25 protein-coding genes are annotated in these 20,486 nt (G+C 43.4%); 2 read left to right on the top strand and 23 right to left on the bottom strand.

The annotated features are described in order from the left end of the window. Window positions 1-139: 139 nt before the first annotated feature. The 19 genes from AC2HW8_RS05650 to AC2HW8_RS05560 form a co-directional block, all read right to left on the bottom strand. Window positions 140-619 carry a hypothetical protein gene (locus AC2HW8_RS05650; RefSeq protein WP_117519348.1) on the bottom strand — a complete coding sequence of 160 codons (480 nt, stop codon included), beginning with the start codon at window positions 617-619 and terminating at the stop codon, window positions 140-142. Further along, a complete protein-coding gene (locus AC2HW8_RS05645; RefSeq protein ID WP_215639487.1) occupies window positions 619-1,677 on the bottom strand; it encodes a baseplate J/gp47 family protein in 1,059 nt (352 codons plus the stop codon). The genes AC2HW8_RS05650 and AC2HW8_RS05645 overlap by 1 nt, the downstream gene beginning before the upstream one ends. Then, window positions 1,664-1,993, bottom strand: a complete 330-nt coding sequence (locus AC2HW8_RS05640) for a hypothetical protein (RefSeq protein ID WP_117967152.1) — start codon at window positions 1,991-1,993, stop codon at window positions 1,664-1,666. The genes AC2HW8_RS05645 and AC2HW8_RS05640 overlap by 14 nt, the downstream gene beginning before the upstream one ends. A 1-nt stretch (window position 1,994) precedes the next feature. Next, window positions 1,995-2,315, bottom strand: a complete 321-nt coding sequence (locus AC2HW8_RS05635) for a phage baseplate assembly protein (RefSeq protein ID WP_173019045.1) — start codon at window positions 2,313-2,315, stop codon at window positions 1,995-1,997. Continuing rightward, on the bottom strand, window positions 2,299-3,255 hold the full coding sequence (locus AC2HW8_RS05630) for a hypothetical protein (protein WP_484327265.1): 957 nt from the start codon (window positions 3,253-3,255) through the stop codon (window positions 2,299-2,301). Before AC2HW8_RS05630 ends, AC2HW8_RS05635 begins: the two co-directional genes overlap by 17 nt. Next, on the bottom strand, window positions 3,249-3,764 hold the full coding sequence (locus tag AC2HW8_RS05625) for a LysM peptidoglycan-binding domain-containing protein (RefSeq protein WP_101070197.1): 516 nt from the start codon (window positions 3,762-3,764) through the stop codon (window positions 3,249-3,251). Before AC2HW8_RS05625 ends, AC2HW8_RS05630 begins: the two co-directional genes overlap by 7 nt. After that, window positions 3,761-3,910 (bottom strand): hypothetical protein, encoded by a 150-nt coding sequence (locus tag AC2HW8_RS05620; RefSeq protein WP_015522864.1) that lies wholly within the window; start codon window positions 3,908-3,910, stop codon window positions 3,761-3,763. Before AC2HW8_RS05620 ends, AC2HW8_RS05625 begins: the two co-directional genes overlap by 4 nt. Continuing rightward, the gene (locus tag AC2HW8_RS05615) at window positions 3,907-4,272 is read right to left on the bottom strand and encodes a hypothetical protein (RefSeq protein WP_303688817.1); all 366 of its coding nucleotides are present in this window, start codon (window positions 4,270-4,272) and stop codon (window positions 3,907-3,909) included. Before AC2HW8_RS05615 ends, AC2HW8_RS05620 begins: the two co-directional genes overlap by 4 nt. Further along, on the bottom strand, window positions 4,273-4,704 hold the full coding sequence (locus AC2HW8_RS05610; RefSeq protein ID WP_337806477.1) for a hypothetical protein: 432 nt from the start codon (window positions 4,702-4,704) through the stop codon (window positions 4,273-4,275). Then, complete coding sequence (locus tag AC2HW8_RS05605) at window positions 4,691-5,050, bottom strand: hypothetical protein (RefSeq protein WP_147321861.1); 360 nt, start codon at window positions 5,048-5,050, stop codon at window positions 4,691-4,693. Before AC2HW8_RS05605 ends, AC2HW8_RS05610 begins: the two co-directional genes overlap by 14 nt. Beyond that, window positions 5,047-5,400 carry a hypothetical protein gene (locus AC2HW8_RS05600; RefSeq protein ID WP_484327264.1) on the bottom strand — a complete coding sequence of 118 codons (354 nt, stop codon included), beginning with the start codon at window positions 5,398-5,400 and terminating at the stop codon, window positions 5,047-5,049. Before AC2HW8_RS05600 ends, AC2HW8_RS05605 begins: the two co-directional genes overlap by 4 nt. Before the next feature lie 12 nt (window positions 5,401-5,412). Then, window positions 5,413-6,420 (bottom strand): phage major capsid protein, encoded by a 1,008-nt coding sequence (locus AC2HW8_RS05595; protein WP_015522868.1) that lies wholly within the window; start codon window positions 6,418-6,420, stop codon window positions 5,413-5,415. 18 nt (window positions 6,421-6,438) lie between these two features. After that, window positions 6,439-6,774, bottom strand: coding sequence for a hypothetical protein (locus AC2HW8_RS05590; protein WP_118128615.1), 336 nt, complete (start codon window positions 6,772-6,774; stop codon window positions 6,439-6,441). A gap of 13 nt (window positions 6,775-6,787) precedes the next feature. Further along, complete coding sequence (locus AC2HW8_RS05585; RefSeq protein ID WP_118099860.1) at window positions 6,788-7,783, bottom strand: hypothetical protein; 996 nt, start codon at window positions 7,781-7,783, stop codon at window positions 6,788-6,790. After that, window positions 7,773-8,927, bottom strand: coding sequence for a phage portal family protein (locus AC2HW8_RS05580; protein WP_118102215.1), 1,155 nt, complete (start codon window positions 8,925-8,927; stop codon window positions 7,773-7,775). Before AC2HW8_RS05580 ends, AC2HW8_RS05585 begins: the two co-directional genes overlap by 11 nt. Beyond that, window positions 8,924-10,183, bottom strand: coding sequence for a PBSX family phage terminase large subunit (locus AC2HW8_RS05575; protein ID WP_215639488.1), 1,260 nt, complete (start codon window positions 10,181-10,183; stop codon window positions 8,924-8,926). Before AC2HW8_RS05575 ends, AC2HW8_RS05580 begins: the two co-directional genes overlap by 4 nt. Then, window positions 10,173-10,652 carry a terminase small subunit gene (locus AC2HW8_RS05570; protein ID WP_117519333.1) on the bottom strand — a complete coding sequence of 160 codons (480 nt, stop codon included), beginning with the start codon at window positions 10,650-10,652 and terminating at the stop codon, window positions 10,173-10,175. Before AC2HW8_RS05570 ends, AC2HW8_RS05575 begins: the two co-directional genes overlap by 11 nt. A gap of 249 nt (window positions 10,653-10,901) precedes the next feature. After that, entirely contained in the window at window positions 10,902-11,210 is a 309-nt protein-coding gene (gene trxA, locus AC2HW8_RS05565; RefSeq protein ID WP_015522872.1) for a thioredoxin, read from the bottom strand. A 23-nt stretch (window positions 11,211-11,233) separates the two neighbouring features. Continuing rightward, on the bottom strand, window positions 11,234-11,434 hold the full coding sequence (locus tag AC2HW8_RS05560) for a ferredoxin-thioredoxin reductase catalytic domain-containing protein (protein WP_015522873.1): 201 nt from the start codon (window positions 11,432-11,434) through the stop codon (window positions 11,234-11,236). Window positions 11,435-12,155: 721 nt separating this feature from the next. Between AC2HW8_RS05560 and AC2HW8_RS05555 the strand changes: the two genes are divergently transcribed. Together AC2HW8_RS05555 and AC2HW8_RS05550 are read left to right on the top strand one after the other, a co-directional pair. Next, complete coding sequence (locus AC2HW8_RS05555) at window positions 12,156-12,509, top strand: helix-turn-helix domain-containing protein (protein ID WP_484327263.1); 354 nt, start codon at window positions 12,156-12,158, stop codon at window positions 12,507-12,509. A gap of 310 nt (window positions 12,510-12,819) precedes the next feature. After that, window positions 12,820-13,287 (top strand): GNAT family N-acetyltransferase, encoded by a 468-nt coding sequence (locus tag AC2HW8_RS05550; RefSeq protein ID WP_484327262.1) that lies wholly within the window; start codon window positions 12,820-12,822, stop codon window positions 13,285-13,287. 66 nt (window positions 13,288-13,353) lie between these two features. Here the strand turns inward: AC2HW8_RS05550 and tenpIN are convergent, their stop codons facing one another. The 4 genes from tenpIN to AC2HW8_RS05530 all read right to left on the bottom strand — a co-directional run bounded on the left by tenpIN (window position 13,354) and on the right by AC2HW8_RS05530 (window position 19,952). Continuing rightward, the gene (gene tenpIN, locus AC2HW8_RS05545) at window positions 13,354-13,827 is read right to left on the bottom strand and encodes a type III toxin-antitoxin system TenpIN family toxin (protein WP_484327261.1); all 474 of its coding nucleotides are present in this window, start codon (window positions 13,825-13,827) and stop codon (window positions 13,354-13,356) included. A gap of 481 nt (window positions 13,828-14,308) precedes the next feature. Then, window positions 14,309-16,723 (bottom strand): alpha-amylase family glycosyl hydrolase, encoded by a 2,415-nt coding sequence (locus tag AC2HW8_RS05540; RefSeq protein WP_296666412.1) that lies wholly within the window; start codon window positions 16,721-16,723, stop codon window positions 14,309-14,311. A 38-nt stretch (window positions 16,724-16,761) separates the two neighbouring features. Then, entirely contained in the window at window positions 16,762-18,408 is a 1,647-nt protein-coding gene (locus AC2HW8_RS05535; protein ID WP_484327260.1) for a starch-binding protein, read from the bottom strand. Between the two features lie 278 nt (window positions 18,409-18,686). After that, window positions 18,687-19,952: a replication-associated recombination protein A gene (locus tag AC2HW8_RS05530; RefSeq protein ID WP_021883226.1), complete on the bottom strand. Its 1,266-nt coding sequence runs from the start codon at window positions 19,950-19,952 to the stop codon at window positions 18,687-18,689. Between the last annotated feature and the right edge of the window lie 534 nt (window positions 19,953-20,486).

The following is a 20,486-nucleotide window of genomic DNA, read 5'->3' as shown; positions in this document are numbered from 1 at the left end:
TATTCACACAGAAAAATGACAAGCTGAGATTTTTCAACTTGTCATTTTTATTTTTGGTCATGGTTATTTAATTATTTGAATGGTTTTGCAAAGCTGCAAAATTTATTAACATAGCTTGATTAAAATTTTAATCAGGATTTTATGCATTTACATAAGAAATTATCACATTAAGATGTAACGGAAAATCTGCTTTCACACGCTTTTCTATGAGCTTCTTCTCTGCGTCTGTTTTTGTATCCGAAATTTTAATGTCCACACGGTTTCTTGTGGGAGCTTCAGCAATTGTAAAATTTTCCACACCGTAACCTCTGACAATTCTTTTGAAATCGTCGGGAGTGCATTTTCCGCCAACCTTCTGCTCAGATATTTTAAGCATTTCCCTTCGTTTTTCAAGCGGATAATCGGCATTGATTTTACCGACAAATCTTTCCCTTTCGGTAATTCCGCAGTTTTCCGCTGTGTCAATAAACAACTCCCGTTCCATAGTTTCAAGCATATCAAATTCCGTGTTCAAACCCTCTGCATATGCCAAAAGTTCCGCTCTGATATTTGATTTTGCCGTAACTTTGTAAAGCCCCGTACTTTCTAATTTGGTTTTCATCGAATCAAAGCTGTTCATCACTTCACCCCAATCGTAACTGTACCGACAGTAAAACATTGCGACTTTGCCACCGTCACATCCTGCATATCCGTGTTCCAGTTGTAGTTGGTTATACAACCCGTGTCAATCAGTTTTGCGCCGAGTTCCGACAATCTGAAAGTTCCGCCGATAGGGATTGAATTCACATATTCCGCAAAGGCATTTTTGAGCAACTCCTTGACTTCACCTGAAGAATATCCGTCCTCCGCATAGGCAACAACACTCATATTGCAAGCGGTACGCTGGGCATTCGCCACAATAACATCAACATTAAGCTCTCTCTGCTTTTCCAAAAGCGACTGAACCTTTGCAACAACATTCGTACCCAATGATGCATCCGCACCCGTAACATAGACATTAACCGTACCTACGCCCCTCACTTTGCCGACGGCACTCGCCTTTGCAACACCGTCAACCGTGAGTGCAAGCTGTTCGTAATATGCCGCATTCGTGCCGTTGGAGGTGTTTATATATGTATCTCTTATACGTTTGCGAAGTTCATCGTCCGTTTCGGCATCGCAACCGCCCGTAAATTTCTCACGGTTTGTAACCGTTTCAATCTCTGTAGGCACACTCACGGGAACAACCGCACAGCTAAGCCCGATATTACCGTTACTCCCCGCCTGTTCAGCCTCGGCATAAACACTCACAAGCGTGTTTCCGGCACTGATTTCTTCATCCTCGGTCGTAACAAATCGTATCGGCACAAGGTCGGCAGTAGCCACAACGCACCCCTTTGGAATTACAATATCGTGACTACACGGCTGAGAAATATTGAAGGTAATTTCGCCCGTTGACTTCATCGCCTTTTTGCGTTCAATACCTCTCTGCGATGCGAGTTTGTCAAGGCATTCACCGCTTGCGCTCACTGCAAACATCTGTCTTTTCCACCACTCAAGATTCGTCTGCAGCTTAAAAATCTCGCCGGCAAGCACCTTGAGCCTGATTGCAATGTCGCTCACCTCGTTAAAGCTGTCACCCGTTTCATGCTCATAGGCATTCTTCATTCTGCCGTAAATTTCATCATAGGTTTCCATTTATCTGCACCTTCCTTGTAATATCGTCAACCGTAAGGTCAATCGTAATCTGTCTGCCAACCGACTTAACGCTTGCATAGGTATTTTTCATTTTTGCAAGCGATTCATTGGCAAGCAGTTCAGTCTGCTTTGCCGAGAGTGTTTTGTCCTGCAAAAGCACCTTTGAACCTAAATTTCTGTCATAGACAAATCCGCCGAGTTTTGCCGAAATGCAAAGCACAGCCTGTTGGAATTTTGCGTCACTCCCCTCAAGCAATACCGTATTGCCCGAAGAGCCGATAACGATATCACCGTTTTTAATCATCGTATCCCTCATACTACACCGCCTTGCCGTTGATAAGAACCCTGCCGTCATTTTTCAACACAATACTCGCTCCGCCCTTTGACGAGAGCATAACCTCGCCCTCATCAAGTTCAACATTTTTTGCAAGCACGCCAAGGCTCACTTCACCGTTAGCAAGCGGCAAGACAACCGCCGACTCTCCCACGGGAACAACGCTTGCAAAGCCATACGGCACGCAACATTTTATCCCCCTGTGTTCTTCCGAGGAATCCACCGAAACCGTGTTTCCCGAACTTTTCACACCGCCCTTTTCGGCTTTCGGGGCGGTAATCGAATTTTTAGTTATGTAATTCATCAGCCACATCGCCGTTCTCCTTTCCAAGCACAACCGTTGTGCTTTCACCGTTTTTCCCAAGTAAATATTTAATGCTTTTCACAATCAAGCCCTCTCTTTTTCCGATGAGAGAGTCGTCAATCACAGCCCTTCTGCCGACAACTCCGCACAGACATTCTGCACATTCAAGCATTATTTCAAAGCTCTGCCTGTTGCCGTTTTCAATCATTCTGTCGGCTGTTTTTACCGCATTGTTGTCGAGAAAAGCGTTTACATATCTCACCCTTTTAATCCTGTCGGCAACGCATTTGTTGCTTATAACGCTCTTGTAACCGCCGTATTCCTCGGTGCGTAGTTTCACCTGCGAAATCACCTTGCACGGCTTTATGTACTCACGGAGAGATGTATAACCTACTCCGTTTCTGCCGAACACAATCGGCTTTGCACCGCCGTAAGTTCCGCACATCAAAGCAAATCCCGCACCCGTAATTCTCGGACTTTTCCCGTATCTGCCGTTGCAGAATTTTTCAAGCACCTGCCACTCGGTCATGCCCTTTTCAATTTTGATTGTGCCCATAAACGGATGTTCGTCACCGTCATATCCGACAATTCCGAACGGCTTTAAATGCCTTTCAAAAATGAACTTTGCCGCCGGGTTCACATATGTAACAGGCTCTGCCTCATTATCGAGAAGCCTTCCGGCAAGACTTCTTGCACTCAGCCTTACAATCGCACCGTCGGTTCTCACAATGCTGACAATCTCGTCAGCCTGTCCCACAAACACAAGCGACTTGCCGTCATAAGCCTCAAGCATATCGGCATTTCCGAACTTCTCGTCATACGGCACAGTCATCACAAGCTCATCGGCAGGCACATCGACATCTGCCGAAATTTCTGCCGTGAGAACATTTTTAATTTCACACCTTTTGCCGTTTTTATCAGTAAAAAAGTAAGTCAGCACAGCTTAACCCTCCTTGTTCCGAGGTTTTCATCGGGGAACTTAACATCGGGATTCAGTCGCACAAGCTCGTCAATTTTTACCCCTGTTTTGTATGCAATGTCCCACAGGGTTTGTCCGTTTTCACAGTCAAAATATGTAATTACCGTTTTCTGCTTTTTCTCCATAACCTCACGGAACACAAAGCTGTATTCAAGCACATTCGGCTTTGGCTCGCCCTTTATTTCAAGCTTTTCAAACACAGCATAAATGCTCGGCAGGTTTGGCACGGAGAGCACTTCTTTTCCGCTGTTTCTGAACACCTCAAACAGCCTTTCAAACTGTTCTGCACAATCCTCGCCGTACAGCTGTCCCGAACCGCTGATTTTCATATTCTTCCGCCCCATATCCTGAACGGAAGATTCGCCGAACGGACTTTTCATTTCTGCAACGCTCCTGTCACATTCAAAGCTGATATTCTGCGGATTGTGATGCCACACATATTCACCGAATTTCATCGGCACCGGTTTCATAGGCTTTTCGCCTCCTCTTCTTCGTCAAGTCTGCGACTGTAACGACGGCTTTCCCTTTCAAGGAATTCACCGAACATTTCGGTATCTTTACCGCCGTTCTCAGACTCCGCAAGCCTGTAAAGTTCGTCTGAATTTTTATCATTCATATAATTTTCCTCTCGTCGGCACTGATTTTCACGGTTGCAAGAATACTTCCGCTGCCCTGAGTAACGCTTGAAAATTCAAGCACTTTGCAATCCGTGTAAATGATTTTCTTCTTTGCAAGGTCAAGTTCAAGACTCTTAAAGCTGTCACGCTCCAAAAACGGAGTTTTATCCGTAATCTTCATCACAAAGGTAAGTTCCCATTCATTTGAAACAATCCTTTCAACGGGCTTGTCATTGAAAAATTCCTTGATTTCCGTGAAGGAGTTCTTTCTTGTACAGGTTGCCTTTTCAACGCCGCCGAGAATTTTCCCCTCACATTTCAACACGGCATTTCCGCAATTTTCAAATTCAAAGCCGTCCATTTAAACCTCCTCGCAAAGACAGAATTCCATATTAAAACTCACCGTTCTGTAAATTGCGTTCATATCGGGATCAAATTCAATTGACGCCGCCTCGCTGTGGGTAATCGTCTTTTCCGCATCGGCAGTTTTAAGTCCGAGAAGAATTTCACTTACCACTTCCGAAAGACCGCTTCCGTTCTCGGTTGCAGGAGCATACACCCTGATTTCAACTCCTGCATTGTAGCTTTCACCCTTGATAGACGGCGAAAGGTATCCGCCGATATAACTTTTCTCCGTTGACATATCTCTCACCGACACAACGGCAATCATTCCGTTCACGGGTGACGGTGCTTCATCAGAGCCGTATTCTCTTATAAATCTGACATTTTTCAAAGCCTCATTTAACTTTAATCCTGCAATAATACGGTCAACCTGTTTCTCAATTCGATTCAAAATCATCCCTCGTTTCTTCTCTGTATGCACACAGAACAGCCCTTACATAAATCGGATTGTCCTTCACATAATATTTTTCGCACCTTTTAACAGTATATTTACCGTTTTCACTTTCTATTACGCTTTTTTCCGAATCAAGCAGAACATCGGGCGGTGCAATAAATAAAAACAGCTTCGTTTTTCTCATACCCAGTTTATGCCGTACATTGTCGGAGTTTTGATTATAGTTATATCTCAAAGGTGAAATAAAGGCCTTTGTCCTAACCGATTTACCGCCGTTTTTAACGGTAACATCACAGCCGTATCTGTTTAATATTTTCCCGATAGACGGTGAAATATTCATCATATCACCCCAAGCAAAAATTTTTCTCTGCCGATAAGATCCTGCGACTTGTCGGCATATTCCCTCCACAGCTTTTCGGCACGGCTTTCGCCGTCCGCAGATGATGAAATTTTCAAATCACCTGCGGAAAAAGAAGAAATGCTGTCATCATTGCAAAGGGAATACAACCTAAAAGCGTAAACGGCACACAGGTTTTCAAGTCTTAATTCGTCATCTTCCGAAAGATTTTCCTTCGTAACAATCGAATTAACATACACCACGGCATCGTCAATAATGCTTTTCCATTTGTATGCTTCAGCACCGTCAATACCGCTGTATAATGCAAAACGCTTTGTAATGTTTGCAATGTTCAAGGCAATCCCTCCTTAACAGCTCATCACCTTTGACGCCTCTGTAAAGATTTTTGAAAAACCGGCGGTACAGGTAACTGCGGCTCTTTCAAGCTGACGGTCAATAAGCTTGTCGTAATCTGTAACAACACCGCCTGCCTGAACCATTTCAAGCGCACAGTTTTTGTCAAGACCGATAATCTTACCGCCCTCAAGCTCGGGAGTGTGAAGAAGGCTTGCACCGAGAGGTGTAATCATTCTGCCCGTAGCCTGAAAATCAAGACCTGCGTTTGAATCCTGAAGCTGAGAAAGCGAAAGAATCTTCTGCATTTCGGGAGTTGACGCAAGAATTGTGTTGAGTTCATACGGGGCAAGCTCCGTCCAGAGCTTTAAAAGGTCCTCATATGTAACCTTGCCGCCTGTTGCAACATTAAGTGTGCCGGCGGGATTTTCATTGCCGTCACCGTTCACAAGCACATCAATCGCATCTTTAAGCTGTGCTCTTGCAATATATGCGCCAATCTGATTGAGTGTTACGGTAAAGAGGTCAAGACGCTGGAAGCGAAGTGCCTCATATGATGCAACAAGCATTCTGCCGCGCTTGTGAAGCTTAACAAGGTTTTCTCTTGTCTTAACCTCAGTCTGCGGAATCTTTGCACCCTCGCCGACGAGTTTAAGACTCTTGTCATCCTCACTCGGAACAGATGCAATACTGCGGTAATCCATACCCTCAATATCTGTCACGGTTGCCACAAGATTTGGGAGAATATCCGCTCTCTCCATGCCCTGCATAACGGCTCTGCTCACATATTCGGGGAAAAGTGCCGCAGAGTTTGAACTCTGAAAAAACTTTTCAACACAGTCGCTGTTTCTGCCCTTAACCTTAATGTCAAAGCGTTTGAGCTGACGGGAAAATGCGTCAAGTCCCTCAAGTGCAGTACCTCTGTAATTTTCTGACGGATCAAGCTTTTCAAGTGCGCCCGAAATTCCGCCCTTTGTCTGATACATACCCTTTTCAATTGTAATATTTTCAAAATTTGCCATAATATCTTCCTCCCCTTATCAAAGAATAAATCCGACTGATGTGTCTGTTGAGTCAAGCACAAGGTACTCTCTGCCGGTTGTTGTAACCGACACGCCGCCGACTGCCGTTGCAGAAAGCTTTTTGTAGCCGACGGCGATTTTCTTGTCGCTCTTAACCTTTACATAGCCCGAAAGCTGAACAACCGCATAACCGCCTCTCACGCTTACGCACACACCGCAAAAGTTCTCGCTTGCGTCACATTTTGCAACAGTGCCGTTGTCCTTCATCTTAACAGGCACGCCTGCCTCCGTAATTGTTTTGTCTGCAATAAATGTTGCGGCATTTTCGCCGAATCCGTTAAAATTTACATTCATAATAATACCTCCGTTAAATACTGAACTGACCGTTTTCCACGGTGTTATTTCTCTTGTCCTGCTTGCAGTAAAGCTGCGGAACAGGCTCAAAAGCTGCTTTCTTTTTCTTTTCAAATGCTGACTTAAATTCTCTGAGCTGTTCAATTGTCATGCTCTTTGCAACGCTCTCCATTGTTTCACCCGAAATGTCAGGCTGAACAAAAGCGGCAAGTCCCACAACATCACGGGTAAGGCTTTCACGGTACAACACACCGTCCTTAGCCGACTTTTTAAGCCCGTCAATATATTCGCACAGCTTTCTGCTGTCGCTCTCATCAAGTGCAAAAGCCTTTTTGTTTTCAATGGCTTTAAGAATTTTCTCCATATCATTTTCCTTTCCAAAAATTTTGTGACCTTTCGTAATGCCTGCCCTCTTTTGTGACGGCACGGCAACAAAGCTCCATTCGTATGCGTCATACGGGTTCACAAGTTCACCGCAACAAAGCTTTGAGCCGTAAACCTCGCCCTTTTTGTGAGTACACATTGAGATATCCTCACCGCACACATTGCACACAACCCTGCCAACGGCACAGCCAACGCTTACTTCCTTGATAATTCCGCTGTCAATCGCAAGGATAATATCCCTGTTGCTCTCACAAACGGGAAGATACGCCCTTGCCTTGAGCCTGTAGTAATCGTCACCCAAAGCCGTTTTCTGACCGTCAATTTTCTCAACCTTACAGCTGAAAATTCTTGCCGTCTGATTTTTGGCACTCGGATTGTGGTCAATAATTCCTGTCTTGCCGACAAAAAGCTTTTCAAGCTCATAAAGCGAATCTGTTGTAAAGCGTTCGCCGTCACGGTCAACATCGTTGTCACACAACACAACCGAAAACGCATACACCTCATTTTTTGCAAGATTTCGCCTTGTAAAACGGTTAATCAGTTCGAGTTCATCATCACCGACAGTCTGATTTTCACCGTCAACAACGCCCGAAACACCGCTTTTAATAAGTTTGTTATCCTTCATTCTGCACCTCCGCTCCAATCTGTCTTTCAATGTTCATCGCATTTGCATTGTTAAGTCTTGCCTGAGAAAGCTCAACCGCATCCTGAAGATTAATCTTGTCCCACTCAATCTTAAAGCTGTCGTTATAACCGCACATTTTAAGATGAGCCGACACAATTTTTGTAATCACGGGTTCAAGCACTGTGCGGTAGTAGGCAAGCTCGCTTGTGAGAATATCCGCCTGCTGTTCGCTCATTCTCTCCGTACTCGACCACGAAATACCGAGCAAAAACGGCGGAATACCAAGCTTTGCGATAATCTGTTCAAGAATATGCCTTACGGGAATGTCGCAGTCGGGCATATCGCTTTCAGCACCGATAACCTTAATGCTGACATCGCCGACCGACACAAAATCACACACGCTGTCGCTTCTCATCGCCTTTTTCCACTCATCGGCAACCGCCTGTGCATTTTCTCTGCTCACAGCCGAACCGTTTGAATCGGGATTGAGAGTAACCGCAAAACGGATATCGCCAACCCTCTCCCAGTTTGTTTTTACCGACTCAAAAATCCTCAAAAGTATTGAGCTGACAAACGGCAGACCGCTGAGTATGGAAGTACCGCACACCGTACCCGGCTTGGGATTAAGCAGGGTTGCAAAAATCCTTTCCGGATGCTTAGGTTCTTCGGCTGTACCGTTGCCGAGTGTGTAAACCGCAAGCTTCAGCGGAGAAGAATCCGCTCTGATTTCAACATCGTCAAGGCTTGCATTGTACAATGCGCAAATTCCTTCACCGTCACTATCGGGAACAATCTCACCAACCGCCTGTCCGTAGGTGAGAAGCGAATCAAGATAGCAAAGCACAAAACTTTCAAGCCCCATCATTTCACCGTTTGTGCGGACATTTTTAACAAAGCTGTCGGCAATCTTCTGACTTTCAGCCGATGAAGTCACAATTTTGAACCCGCCGATAAGTCTGATAATTTTGCAGAGTGCCGCATCAATAATCGGCACAGACTCACGCAAAGTTGTGTACAACTGCCTTTCCGTTCTTGTCTGAACGGCAAATCGTGAGAAAATCGGCGAATTATTTCTCGTTTCTCTCAAAACGGTCTGCACCGTCTTTATGCTCTCGGTCTTTTTATTTTTTCTGCCAAGCCTCAAGCTGTTTCCTCCTGTCTTTTGGTTGCAACGGCAAAGAATCCGTCACAACCGTAAATTTTCGTAGCGACAAAATATCTTATGTCGTCCATTGCATGATCGTTTTCCTTAACAGGTGCGTCACTGCGCCCCGAACCGTCCCAACGGTAAAGCGAAAATTCTCTTCTTGCGGCTCTGCAATTTTTGCAGATTCTGATTTTTCTGTCCTTCAAAGCCTGCGAAGTCTGTCTTATGCCGTTGATAACATTGTTTTCAGCCGACACAACCGTGTATTTTCCGTGCCGTCTTATAACCTCAATAAAGCTTGCGGCAGACGGATCGACAATCACACATTCGATTTTCCGCCCGTCAATCAGCTTTTCAAGTCCGTCATAATGCTCCTCATCGGTCTTTTGAAAGCCCTGAGTGCGTGAGTTGAAGTAGTATTCGTCAACCCTGTACCACACACCGTTTTTTCTGCCCCACAAACCGAATGATGCGGGATTTACAGTACCGTAATCGCACGATACCGCCCAGCTTTCAATGTCTGACGGAATATCGCAGTACATCCTTTCATTGTCCATAAACGGATAAACCGCACCGAAAACGGCTACCCATCTGCCTTTTACGAACCTCTCGTAAAACACACCCGAATACAGACTTTCATACCTCTTGATAACCTCGGGCTTCAAAGACGGATTGTCCTGCATTGTAAAGTGCAGATACAACGCATTTTTGTCACCGCACTTTTTAATCCACTCACGGTAGAACCAATGCTCAGGAAATTCGGGATTGCAGTTAAACCAAAATCTTGAACCCGACACGGAACATCTCGCCAATGCCTGTTCAACGAACGACCTCGGCATCAACGCAACCTCGTCAAAAAGCACACCCGAAAGCGTCATGCCCTGAATGAGCGATGCGGATGACTCGTCCTTGCCTCCGAAAAGATAAAACCTGTTCATCACTCCGTTAACGCTCACGGTCAAAATATTCTGCGACAGCTTTTCTTCACACTTAAAACCGAGTGATTTCAAAATCGGAATCACGGGCGTAATCATATTTCGCCTTAAAGAACGGATTGTCTTTCCGCAAAGTGCAAAGTCCGAATTTGCAAAATCGTAAAAGCTCCACAGAATAAAAGACAGCGACATGCAAAATGTCTTACCGCTGCGCACAGCACCGTCACAGATGATTGCGTCCCTGTCACGAAAAGCCGACTCCCTGTTCCACCACGAAAGCACGGTAAGCTGTTTTTTAGAAAAAGCTTTAATTTCCATTTTCCTTGTCATTCACCGCCCTTGCGCTGTTTGAAATGGCGTCAAAAAGTTGTTTGGCGCCTGTTTCATGCTCACCGCCTGCACCGAGTTTTTCAAGTGCCTTTAGCCTGTCAAAAAACTTGATTTCCATTGAACCGTCCTTTGGTCTTTTAATCTCCGACACAAGGAACAAATCCATGCCTTCAAGATCCTCCTTGCTCGGATCACTTTTGTAAAGCAAAGAAATTGCATCGCAAATGCTCCCGAAAGCCAACCGCTGATACCCTGCCGCCGCCATGTTGGCAAGGGATTTTTCTCTTAACCGTGACAGCCGTTCAAGCTCGGCTGAAATTTCGGGACGGCAGATAAGCTCTTCCCCCTTCTGCTCACAATCCCCCGTGTAGCCTGCCTTTTCTGCGGCAAGCTCGGAATTTCCCGAACCGAGAAATAAACTGCAAAACTTCTTTTCCCTACCTGTTAATTTTCTGATATCTCGTCACCTCCGTTTTTCGAGAGGCTTTATCAACGCCCCTCACTTATACCTGCAAAATTCAAAAAAATTGCATACTTTAATGCATTTTTCAAAAATATTTTTAAAAATAATTATTCACAACCAAAAATCAATAGTCAAAGATATCCGCCTGCCCCCCCTCAAAAAAACCGGCTTTTCCAAATCAGATAATAAAAAAACCGTGTGTACTTTTTCTGTACACACGGTTTTGTGTTATAGTCGGTATATTTACTTGAGCATTTTAAGGATTTCGTCCTTTTCGCGATAGCCTACTGCCTTGTTGACAAGCTGACCGTTTTTGAACACCATAAGAGTCGGGATACTCGACACATTGTACTGCATTGTAAGGTCGGGTTCTTCATCAACATTAACCTTGCCGACAAGAATTTTGCCGTCATATTCGTCAGCGATTTCTTTCACAATCGGGGCAATCATCTTGCACGGACCGCACCATGTTGCCCAAAAGTCTACAAGCACAGGGATATCCGACTGCAAAACCTCCTGCTCAAAAGTTTCTTTGTAAAGCTCTATTTCCATAACAATCCTCCTGTTCGGTTATTTTAATCTTTAGATTTGTAGTAAAGCATACAATGACAAAAGCCCTCAAAATCAGGATCGGCAATCTGCTCTTTGAATTCCTTGCACATACACTTGTATTCCTCTGTACGCTGAATTCTGCACGGGCAGTAACCGCCTGTCCTCTTCAAGCCCTCTTTAACTGTCTTTACTGTTTCTTTGTCGGGATTAAGTGTTATTTTCATCTGCTCACCCCACAATTTTTACGGTGTTTGCCGTTAATCTCTTCCCTTGACTATACTATATATCGCAACCTTAAAATTGTCAAGCATGCGAGTGCCTCGCTCTCAATTCGTGTAGATAGTTTGAAACAGTCAATACTGCTACTCCCGAGATTTGCTTTGTGCTAATATTACCCTATGCATACGAGTGCCTCGCACCCTGTTCGTGTAGACAGTCTGATATAGTAAAAACTATAAGTCCCGAGATTTGCTTTGTGCTAATCGCTCTCTGTTCGTGAAGATAGTTTCTGTAATGCAAAACATATTATGCCCGAGCGTAACATTGCCACCTTCTGCACCATTCAATGTAGCGGCGAACAGTGTTCGCCAATCGTTTTGGTTACAAAACCAAAACGAACAAACACACAATCTATTTTTTTCAAAAAATTATAATGTCAAATTGAAATTAGCTTTTATTCAATTCGTGCTTGCACACGAATTGATTGGCGAACGATGTTCGCCACTACGGTATAACGGTAAATTTCCGACATTTATATAATTTAATTTACCATAAAATTTGTACCGTTACTTGCAAGTGTTCATCGGAGCACCTACTGAATTGTGAAAACAGTAACTAAAATTATCTTTATTATTTGCCGTATAAAAAAACTCTGTTAAATTTTTCAAAAAATGCATTAAAATATACATTTTTTCGCCTTTTGTGCTTATAAGCGGAGGCGATTTTATGACTAACTTTTTTATGGTACCAAACGAGGTGTTTGACCTCAATCTAAAACCGCAACAGTTCGCTGTTTTATGCTACATACTCAAATGCTGTGACGAATCGAACACCTGTTATCCGTCCATACACACCATTGCAGAGGCCTGTGCAATCTCCGACAACACCGTTAGGGAAAGCATAAAATTCCTTTGCAAAAGAAAAATCATTACCAAATCGGGCGGTTTCACGGTCGGCAAATACGGCAAGATTCAGTCATCGTCCTATCTGTTCTCGCTCAACCCGAATTTTTATGACGAAGGTTTCGGCAGGAACAACCTTGTCGAATATTACAAAAACGAAAACTCTGCCACCTCATAATCTGCAACAACACACTCTGCGAATATCACCTCATACCCCATGCAAAATACTGCACCCCCCTGCTTCAAATATTACACCCATGGGGTTCAGAATTTACACCTCCCCCCTTCAGAATTTGAACCCGTCCCCTTCAGAATTTGAAGCCTAATAATACCCATAGAAAAAGACTAAGAGAAAAATACCCAAGGAACAATACCAAATTAATAACTGCGATGAGTGGAATTGAGAGCGAATACTGACGAATTGCATCCTTGTAATTGCAGAAATCTGTGTTATACTTAAGTTGAAAATAATTTGATGAGGTGATAGCATGGTAATAAGAGAGGTTCAGGACAGAGATTTCGTTCAGCTTGCGGAAATGAGATGGACACATGCTGTTGAGGACGACGAAACTTACGGTGAACACAACACCGACGGTGTAACAAAATCGGTATTTATCGAGGAGTTCATTGCCTTTTTATACACAAACAAGGAATATAAAATCTTCGTTGCGGAAGATGAGAATGCGAAAATTCTTTCCGCAATGTTTGTATATCTTATTCCGACAATTCCCACCCCGAATGCAAAGCGTGAATTTATTGCGTATCTCACAAAGGTGTTCACGCTTGAAGAATATCGTGGCAAGGGCATCGGCACTCGACTGCTCGATTATGTAAAGAACTATCTTTCGTCAATCAACTGCGAACTTGTCTTTGCATGGCCAAGCGAAAATTCGACAGAATGGTATAAATCTCATGGGTTTTCCGACACCAACGAAATTTTTGAGTGCAGATTATAACAATAAAAATATAAGAGAACAATCGGGTAACAGATTTACTGAATGTAAACTTCTGCTACCCGATTGTTATTCTATACCAAGAACATCATGGAAATATTTAAGCGTGGAATATTTGTATTTTCGTTCAAAAGATTTTTTGTCAGCGTTTTCAAAATCTGAAACCGATTTGACATAGCCCTCTATGTATTTTGAAATCTGTTTTTCAATTTTATAAATATTCATTCTGACAGCCTTATATTCATCTGTATCAACGACTGCATTTTCAATTAAATATTTATCATAATCCTCAGGTCTGATAAGAACCGTTTTTGAATAATCAAGCCCCGATGAATCGGCTTTTGACCTTTCTGTATTTTTAAACAGGAACGCATTTTTATGATGAATATGCGACCTAAACGGAACACAAATATAATAATCATTATGAGTTTCAATTAACAAACATCCATATGGGCGCTTGTCTTTTAACATCAATTCTCTGTAATGCGACTGAGGATAGTCTGCTATAAATTGTTTTGACAGATAAATAACGCTGAATATCACTTTAAAATTCCCCTATACCTGACCACATCTAAGATGTCAAAAATATTTTAGAATCTCAGTTGAAGTTATAAATTTCCACTAAACGCTAAAGGGCTAACCCACTATTGAAAAAAGAGCAGACACCGCAAGATGTCTGCTCCAAATCATCGCTCGGTCAATTTTTATTTTACCGATGTGTCAGAACCGTCACACATCATCGTCAATCGGTCATTTTTATTTAGTCACGAGTCAGAACCGTCACTCGTCATCAAACGAAAAGCCATATCGGTTTTTCTATTATTATTTTATCCGAAATATAGTTTTTTGTCAAGCATTTTTATGCTGACATAACACTTCGGATACACTTTTATTATAAGCATATTTTTTTAAAATATTACGAACAAATAAAATAACAAAAAAACGGCACCCCGATTTTACTCGGAGTGCCGTAATTAATTTTGATTACAGAATCAGAATCGTGTTGAGTGTGGAATATTCCGCATTATTTAGCGTAAGCAGAATCTCCGCCGATCTGACCGTCGATACCTGTAAATCCGCTTGCGCAGCATACATAAACTCTCATGTTAGCCTTAGCAAGTTCCGGAACTGTAAGTGTACCGTCAGTAACATACTTAACATCACCTGTAACAGCGTCAACATACTTGCCGTTAGGAATGTTCTTGAATGTTGCACCTGAAGAAATTGAAACGAGTGCAAGGCTGTCTGTGTTGTCGTCAGTATAACGGCGAACATAAGACATATCGCCACCTGTTACATATGTGCTTGATGCTGTGTACTGTCCCTTCTGGAGAGCGGGGATAGCACGACGAATAGCATTAACCTTTGAAAGGTGCTTACTGAGCGGGCTTGCAAGAGTGTCAGCAACAGTGCCTGATGCTGTGTACTCACTGAAGTCAGTAGCTTTTACAGTACCCTCAAGATAATCACCGAAGTATGCACGACCTGAGTTTTCAAGAGAAATAAGTGTACCCTTATCAATAAGCTCACCCTTCTTGAACTCAACTTCCGAACCATAGTATACGCAAGGAATACCACGGAATGTGAACATAAGATCCATATTCTCTGCCCATGTCTGTGTACCGCCTGTGAAACGAGTTGTTTCATCCGGCTGTTCAGGAGCATAGTCGTGTGAATCAACATACATTACGCTGTATGTTGCATCATTGTAATACTGGTCGTTGTTAACAGCGAAGTTATAAGCGTTCTTAGCGCTACCGAACATTCTGTGCATCTGGAAGTCAATTGCATCCATGCCTGATGCCATAGAACGGTCGGAACCGTGATATGTAATACCGTCAAGGAAAGCGTTGTCGCTCTTTGGCTGTGTAGAATCCATATCACCGTTGTAATTATCTTCTTCAAGATAATGCTGAAGAACGAGGTTCATGTTGTCGTTGATTTCTGAAGCTGATGTGCCCCAGTTCCAGCTGTCTGCCCACTTAGAGTTAGACTCTTTCCATGTGTAGTAAGGAGTTGACTCCTCGGCATGGCCACGATACCAAACTGATGTGTATCTTGTGCAGATTTCGCCGAACATATAGAAGTTAGGCTTGCCTGCTGCCTTAGCAGCGTCCATAAGCTGATCATTGAACATAATGTTGAGAGATACTCTCGGAATGTGACGAACAGTATCAACACGGAAGCCGTCAACGCCCATATCCATATACTTTGAATATGAATCTACAACATATTCCGCAACTGCAGGGTTCTCTGTGTTAAGGTCAACGCAGTCGCCTGCAATCTGGCTGAACTTTGTTGTCCAGTCATCATAGTTAGGACTCTGGAAATAGCCTGTATGATAGTAGTTGTTCGGGTTGTAAGTATCACTCTGTGAAATCTTATTCATAGAGAAGTCCTGAGCTGCAGGCTGAGGACCGGTTGAGTTACCGTTGTCGCCTGAGTAAGTAACATTCTTCATAAGATTAAGTCTCTGCTGATACTGAACACCCGGCTTCTGAGCCCAGTATTCCTCAGGTGACTTAAGGCCGTATGTATCAAGAAGATACTGTGTAGGAATCAATGACTCCTGAAGGTTGCCAAGGTCTTTAGTTGTATCCTTTGTGAAAAGATCACAGAAGTGTGCTTCACCAAAGTTACCTGTGTGCTGAAGAACTACGTCCTGAATAATCTTCATGCCCTTCTGGTGAGCATCATGAATAAGATCTTCGTATGTGTAGTCTGAGCTTTCATAACGAGCATCAACTGTTGACAAATCCATAGCATGATAGCCGTGGTAGTCATAGCCTGATCCGTTTGTAACAACAGGTGTTACCCAGATTGCGCTGAAGCCGAGAGCCTTGATGTAGTCGAGCTTTTCGCCAAGACCCTTGAAGTCACCACGCCATGCAGGGTCGTCATCACCGTTGCCGGCTGTGCCGTCATCCCAGCAGTGAACATCGTTGCCTGTATCGCCGTCATAGAAACGTGTTGTCATAACGAAGTAAATTGTTTCTTCACGCATATCAACGCTGCCAACCGGATCCGGCTCGTCAGGGTTGTATTTTGACCATTTACCGTTTTCACAGTACCAGTCTGCGCTTGCAGCAGATTCAAGTTTTTTCTCCGAAGAATACTGCTTGCCGTCAGCGTCTGTAACAATGGCATTTACCTTTGTAACATCTGCTACATGGTAGTTATACCACTTGTCACCCTTTGTCATTTTCTCACCGGGGTAAGACTTTGACATGGCGCTGTTTGTGGGGAGCGAGTTCCACAAATATACATATGGCTGTGTACCGTCACTCATTCTTACATGAATTGTGATGCCTGTTTCTGTTGTATCCGCAGATACAGCGTCAGAGTCGGAACTCTGAGCTGCATTTACAGAAATTACTCCTGCGGTTACAACCATCATCACAGCAAGAACAAGTGCGCACAGCTTCTTTATTCTTGTCATAGGTATATCTCCAATCTTTCTTTTACTTAATGTTTGGATTATTCAAGGTTTACAACGATTTTCTGAATGATTGTTGCATCCTTAACACTGATTGCACCGTCACCGTCAAGGTCGCAAATTTTGAGGTCAAGTGTTTCGAGAGCCGGAACATCCGGAAGTCCTACAATTGACTTCTGAAGATATGTTGTGTCCACAACAGTTACATCTCCGTCACCGTCAACATCGCCACGGAGTCTTTCGGGAGCTGTTGTAGGCTGAACTGTTGTTGGCTGAGGAGTTGTAGGTTTAACAGTTGTGGGCTGTGGAGTTGTAGGCTTAGCAGTTGTAGGCTGAACTGTTGTTGGCTGAGGAGCAGTTGTAGGAACAACAACTGTTGTAGGCTCAGTAACATCGTCTGCAGCTGTGTAAGCATAAGTCTTGTTTATTGTGCTGTTGTCAGAACTCTGTACATAAACATTAACCTTGTATTCACCCTTCATTTTAGGAACGAATGTGTAAATGTTGTTGAGTGTGTAGTAAGGTGTGTTCTGAGCACCGTTAGGATCAGTTACAACATACTTGTAGAAAAGAAGGTTAGTACCTGTCTTACCGCCGCCTGCCTTAACTGTTACAGTAGCAGTTGAGTTAACCTTGATAAGGTTAAGGTTTGCAGGAGTAACGCTCTTGATGATTGGCTTAACAAGTGCTGAGTCGTCCTTAACTTCAAGAGTCATTGTACGGTTGTTTGTGTTGCCGTCTGTGTCCTTAAAGTCAAATGTAATTGTGTATTCACCTGCAACTGTAGGAGTCCATGTTACTGACTTAGCAGAAGAGAAGTCGGAAAGTGTTGATGTTCCGCCCTGTGCGTTAGTAACAGAGAACTTGTAGCTTACTGCTGCGCCGCTCTTATTGGCAGCAGTTGCAGAAAGCTGTACATCTGTACCTGTGTAGATGTTTGATGCAGGATCAGCAGTGAATTCCTTAACCTGGAGAGGGCTTGTATCGTAAACAGACCATTGATTAGTCTTGTTGTTGTATATATAGCCGTCCTTTGCAGTAAGGTCTGATGTCTGTGACTGACCGCTGTTGCTGAAGATGCATTTTGCATATGACTTTGATGCGGTGTACTGATAGATGTTGCCGCCGATGCTTGTCATCTTTACGCCCGGCCATGAGCCGTTGCTGTCAGTACTGCCGTTCCACATATAAACTACCGGTGTTGCCCAACCTGCCTCGTTGTTGAGGTAAACAGTTGTGCCTTCACCGCTGGGAGTTGTTGCTGTTGTAGCAGTTGTTGCTGTTGTTGCGCTTGTAGGTGTCTGAACAGTTGGACCCTGTGAAGGAGCACCTGCATAATCCGACCATGTACCCTTTGAAAGGTCATAGATTTTGCCGTGACCCGGGTATGTAAGGTCTTTTGTCTGATTTGAGCCGTCGTTGAAGATTACCTTTGTATAATCCTTGTCAAGAGTGTAGGAATATACGCCGTCTTCAACCTTTGTCATTGCCTTGCCCGGCCAAGATGCGTTGTTGCCGAGGCCGTCAGTCCACATATAGCAGTTAACATTTGACCAGCCGTTGTTTACCTTAACGTAAACAGTATCGCCTGTTGCAGCAGAAGCACTGACTACACCGACGAATACGGTTGAAACCGCCAGCATAAGGCAAAGCACAAGGCACATGATTTTGTGTTGTCTTTTTACCATTTTGATTTCCTCCAGAATTATTTTTTTGTTGCACGTGTGAAGCTACTCAACACTACTCCACAATTACTCTTTAATTCTACATTATTGAACCGCTAATAATTTTCCTTTAAAGAATAATAAAATTTCTTGCGTCACAAATTATTCACATTCAAATTGTGCATAATAGACAATGAAACAATAATTAGCAAAAAAACAGGATAATAAAAGCAAATAGTCAGATGTTCGGTTAGCAACATCTGACTTTATTTACAGTTTCATGTCAAAAAATTTTCATTTGATTACTTCTTTTTGATTTTGTCCCAATAGGCTTTGAACGCCTGCTCGTTTTTATTCCTGCCGTATTCGTAATACTTCTTGTCCTTTAGGGCATCGGGCAGATATTGTTGCTCAACATAATGGTTTGGAAAGTCGTGGGGATAAAGATAGAACTGTCCCTTGTTTGGATTGTCATCTCCGTCACAGTGCTTGTTCTGCAATTGTCTGGGTACAGGACCCGAGTTACCCGTTCTTATGTCAGCCAAAGCTCTGTTTATACCCATATATGCCGAGTTGGATTTTGGGGCATTGCACACCATAACCACGGCATCGGCAAGCGGAATTCTCGCCTCGGGAAGTCCGACAGCCTGTGCTATATCAACGCACGACTTTACAATCGGCAAAAGCTGTGGATACGCAAGTCCCACATCCTCGCTCGCACACACCATAAGTCTGCGACACGCACTCGGCAGATCGCCTGCCTCAAGCAGTCTTGCAAGATAGTGAAGTGCGGCATCGGGATCGCTTCCACGCATACTTTTCTGATAAGCCGAAATAATATCGTAATGCTCATCGCCCTCACGGTCATATCTGACCGCACTTTTCTGCACAAGCTGTTCAACGGTTTCAAGTCTTACAACCTTTTTTCCGTCAATTTCATCTGTTGCAATCACGGAAAGCTCAACGGCATTCATAGCCTTGCGAACATCTCCTCCGCAACCCGATGCTATTTTCTTTGCACATTCTTCGGGCATTTCAATATCCGTACCGCTCTCCTCGGCAAGAAAATCACTTGCACGGTAAACCGCCTTTTCAACCTCATCCGGCTCAACCGGCTTAAATTCAAAAACAGTCGAACGGCTCAGAATTGCGTTATATACATAAAAATACGGATTTTCGGTTGTTGAGGCAATCAGCGTGATGCTGCCGTTTTCAATGTATTCGAGCAAAGTCTGCTGTTGCTTTTTATTAAAATACTGAATTTCGTCAAGATAGAGCAGAATTCCGTTAAGCCCCGAAAAAGTGTTAAGCTGTGCAACAATCTCCTTTATGTCGGCAGTTGAAGCCGTTGTGCCGTTAAGCTTTTTGAGTGTACGGTTTGTCTTTTTGGCAATATATGTGGCAAGCGTAGTTTTTCCAACCCCCGAAGGACCGTAGAAAATAAGATTCGGAATATCTCCGCTTTCAATAATTTTACGCAAAGGTCTGTCGGGCGCAATAAGATGCTTTTGTCCCACAATGTCATCAATTGTCTTTGGACGAATCCTGTCCGCAAGCGGTTTGTTCATAATTTTTCTCCCATGACTTCAAGTTGCGTATTTTATGTCAAGCCTCGTTGTTCTCGGCTCTTCTAATATAGTACATTTGTTCGGGTGATTTGTCAAGCAAAAGTTACAGTCCGCACGGCGAGCCGACTTTTTATGTTCGTGCAGATAGTTTGTAATGTCAAAAAAACATATTATGCCCGAGCGTAGTATTGTAATTGTTCCCACAATCCAGTAGGGGCGTTCATTGGACGCCCGCAAGTAAAGACACAAACATTGTGATAGAAATAAACTGTATAAATATCACAAAGTTACCGCTATTTTGTAGGAGCTAACCATGTTCGCCCGTTCGTATGCAACGCATACGATTGCACGCAATGCGTGCAAGGTTCAATACACAATTATAATCACATCAAAACATATGTGATTAAGCAAAATATTTCATCAAGGCGGGCGGCCGATGTGTGCAGTGTAGTAACATAGTATACAACAGTGCAAAGACATAGTATACAGTTTTATGATAAAATAAATGGCAAGAAAATAGCAAATGAAGGAGCT

It is taken from the genome of Ruminococcoides sp. (genome assembly GCF_057037865.1).
This window is presented reverse-complemented; position numbering and strand designations above follow the sequence as displayed.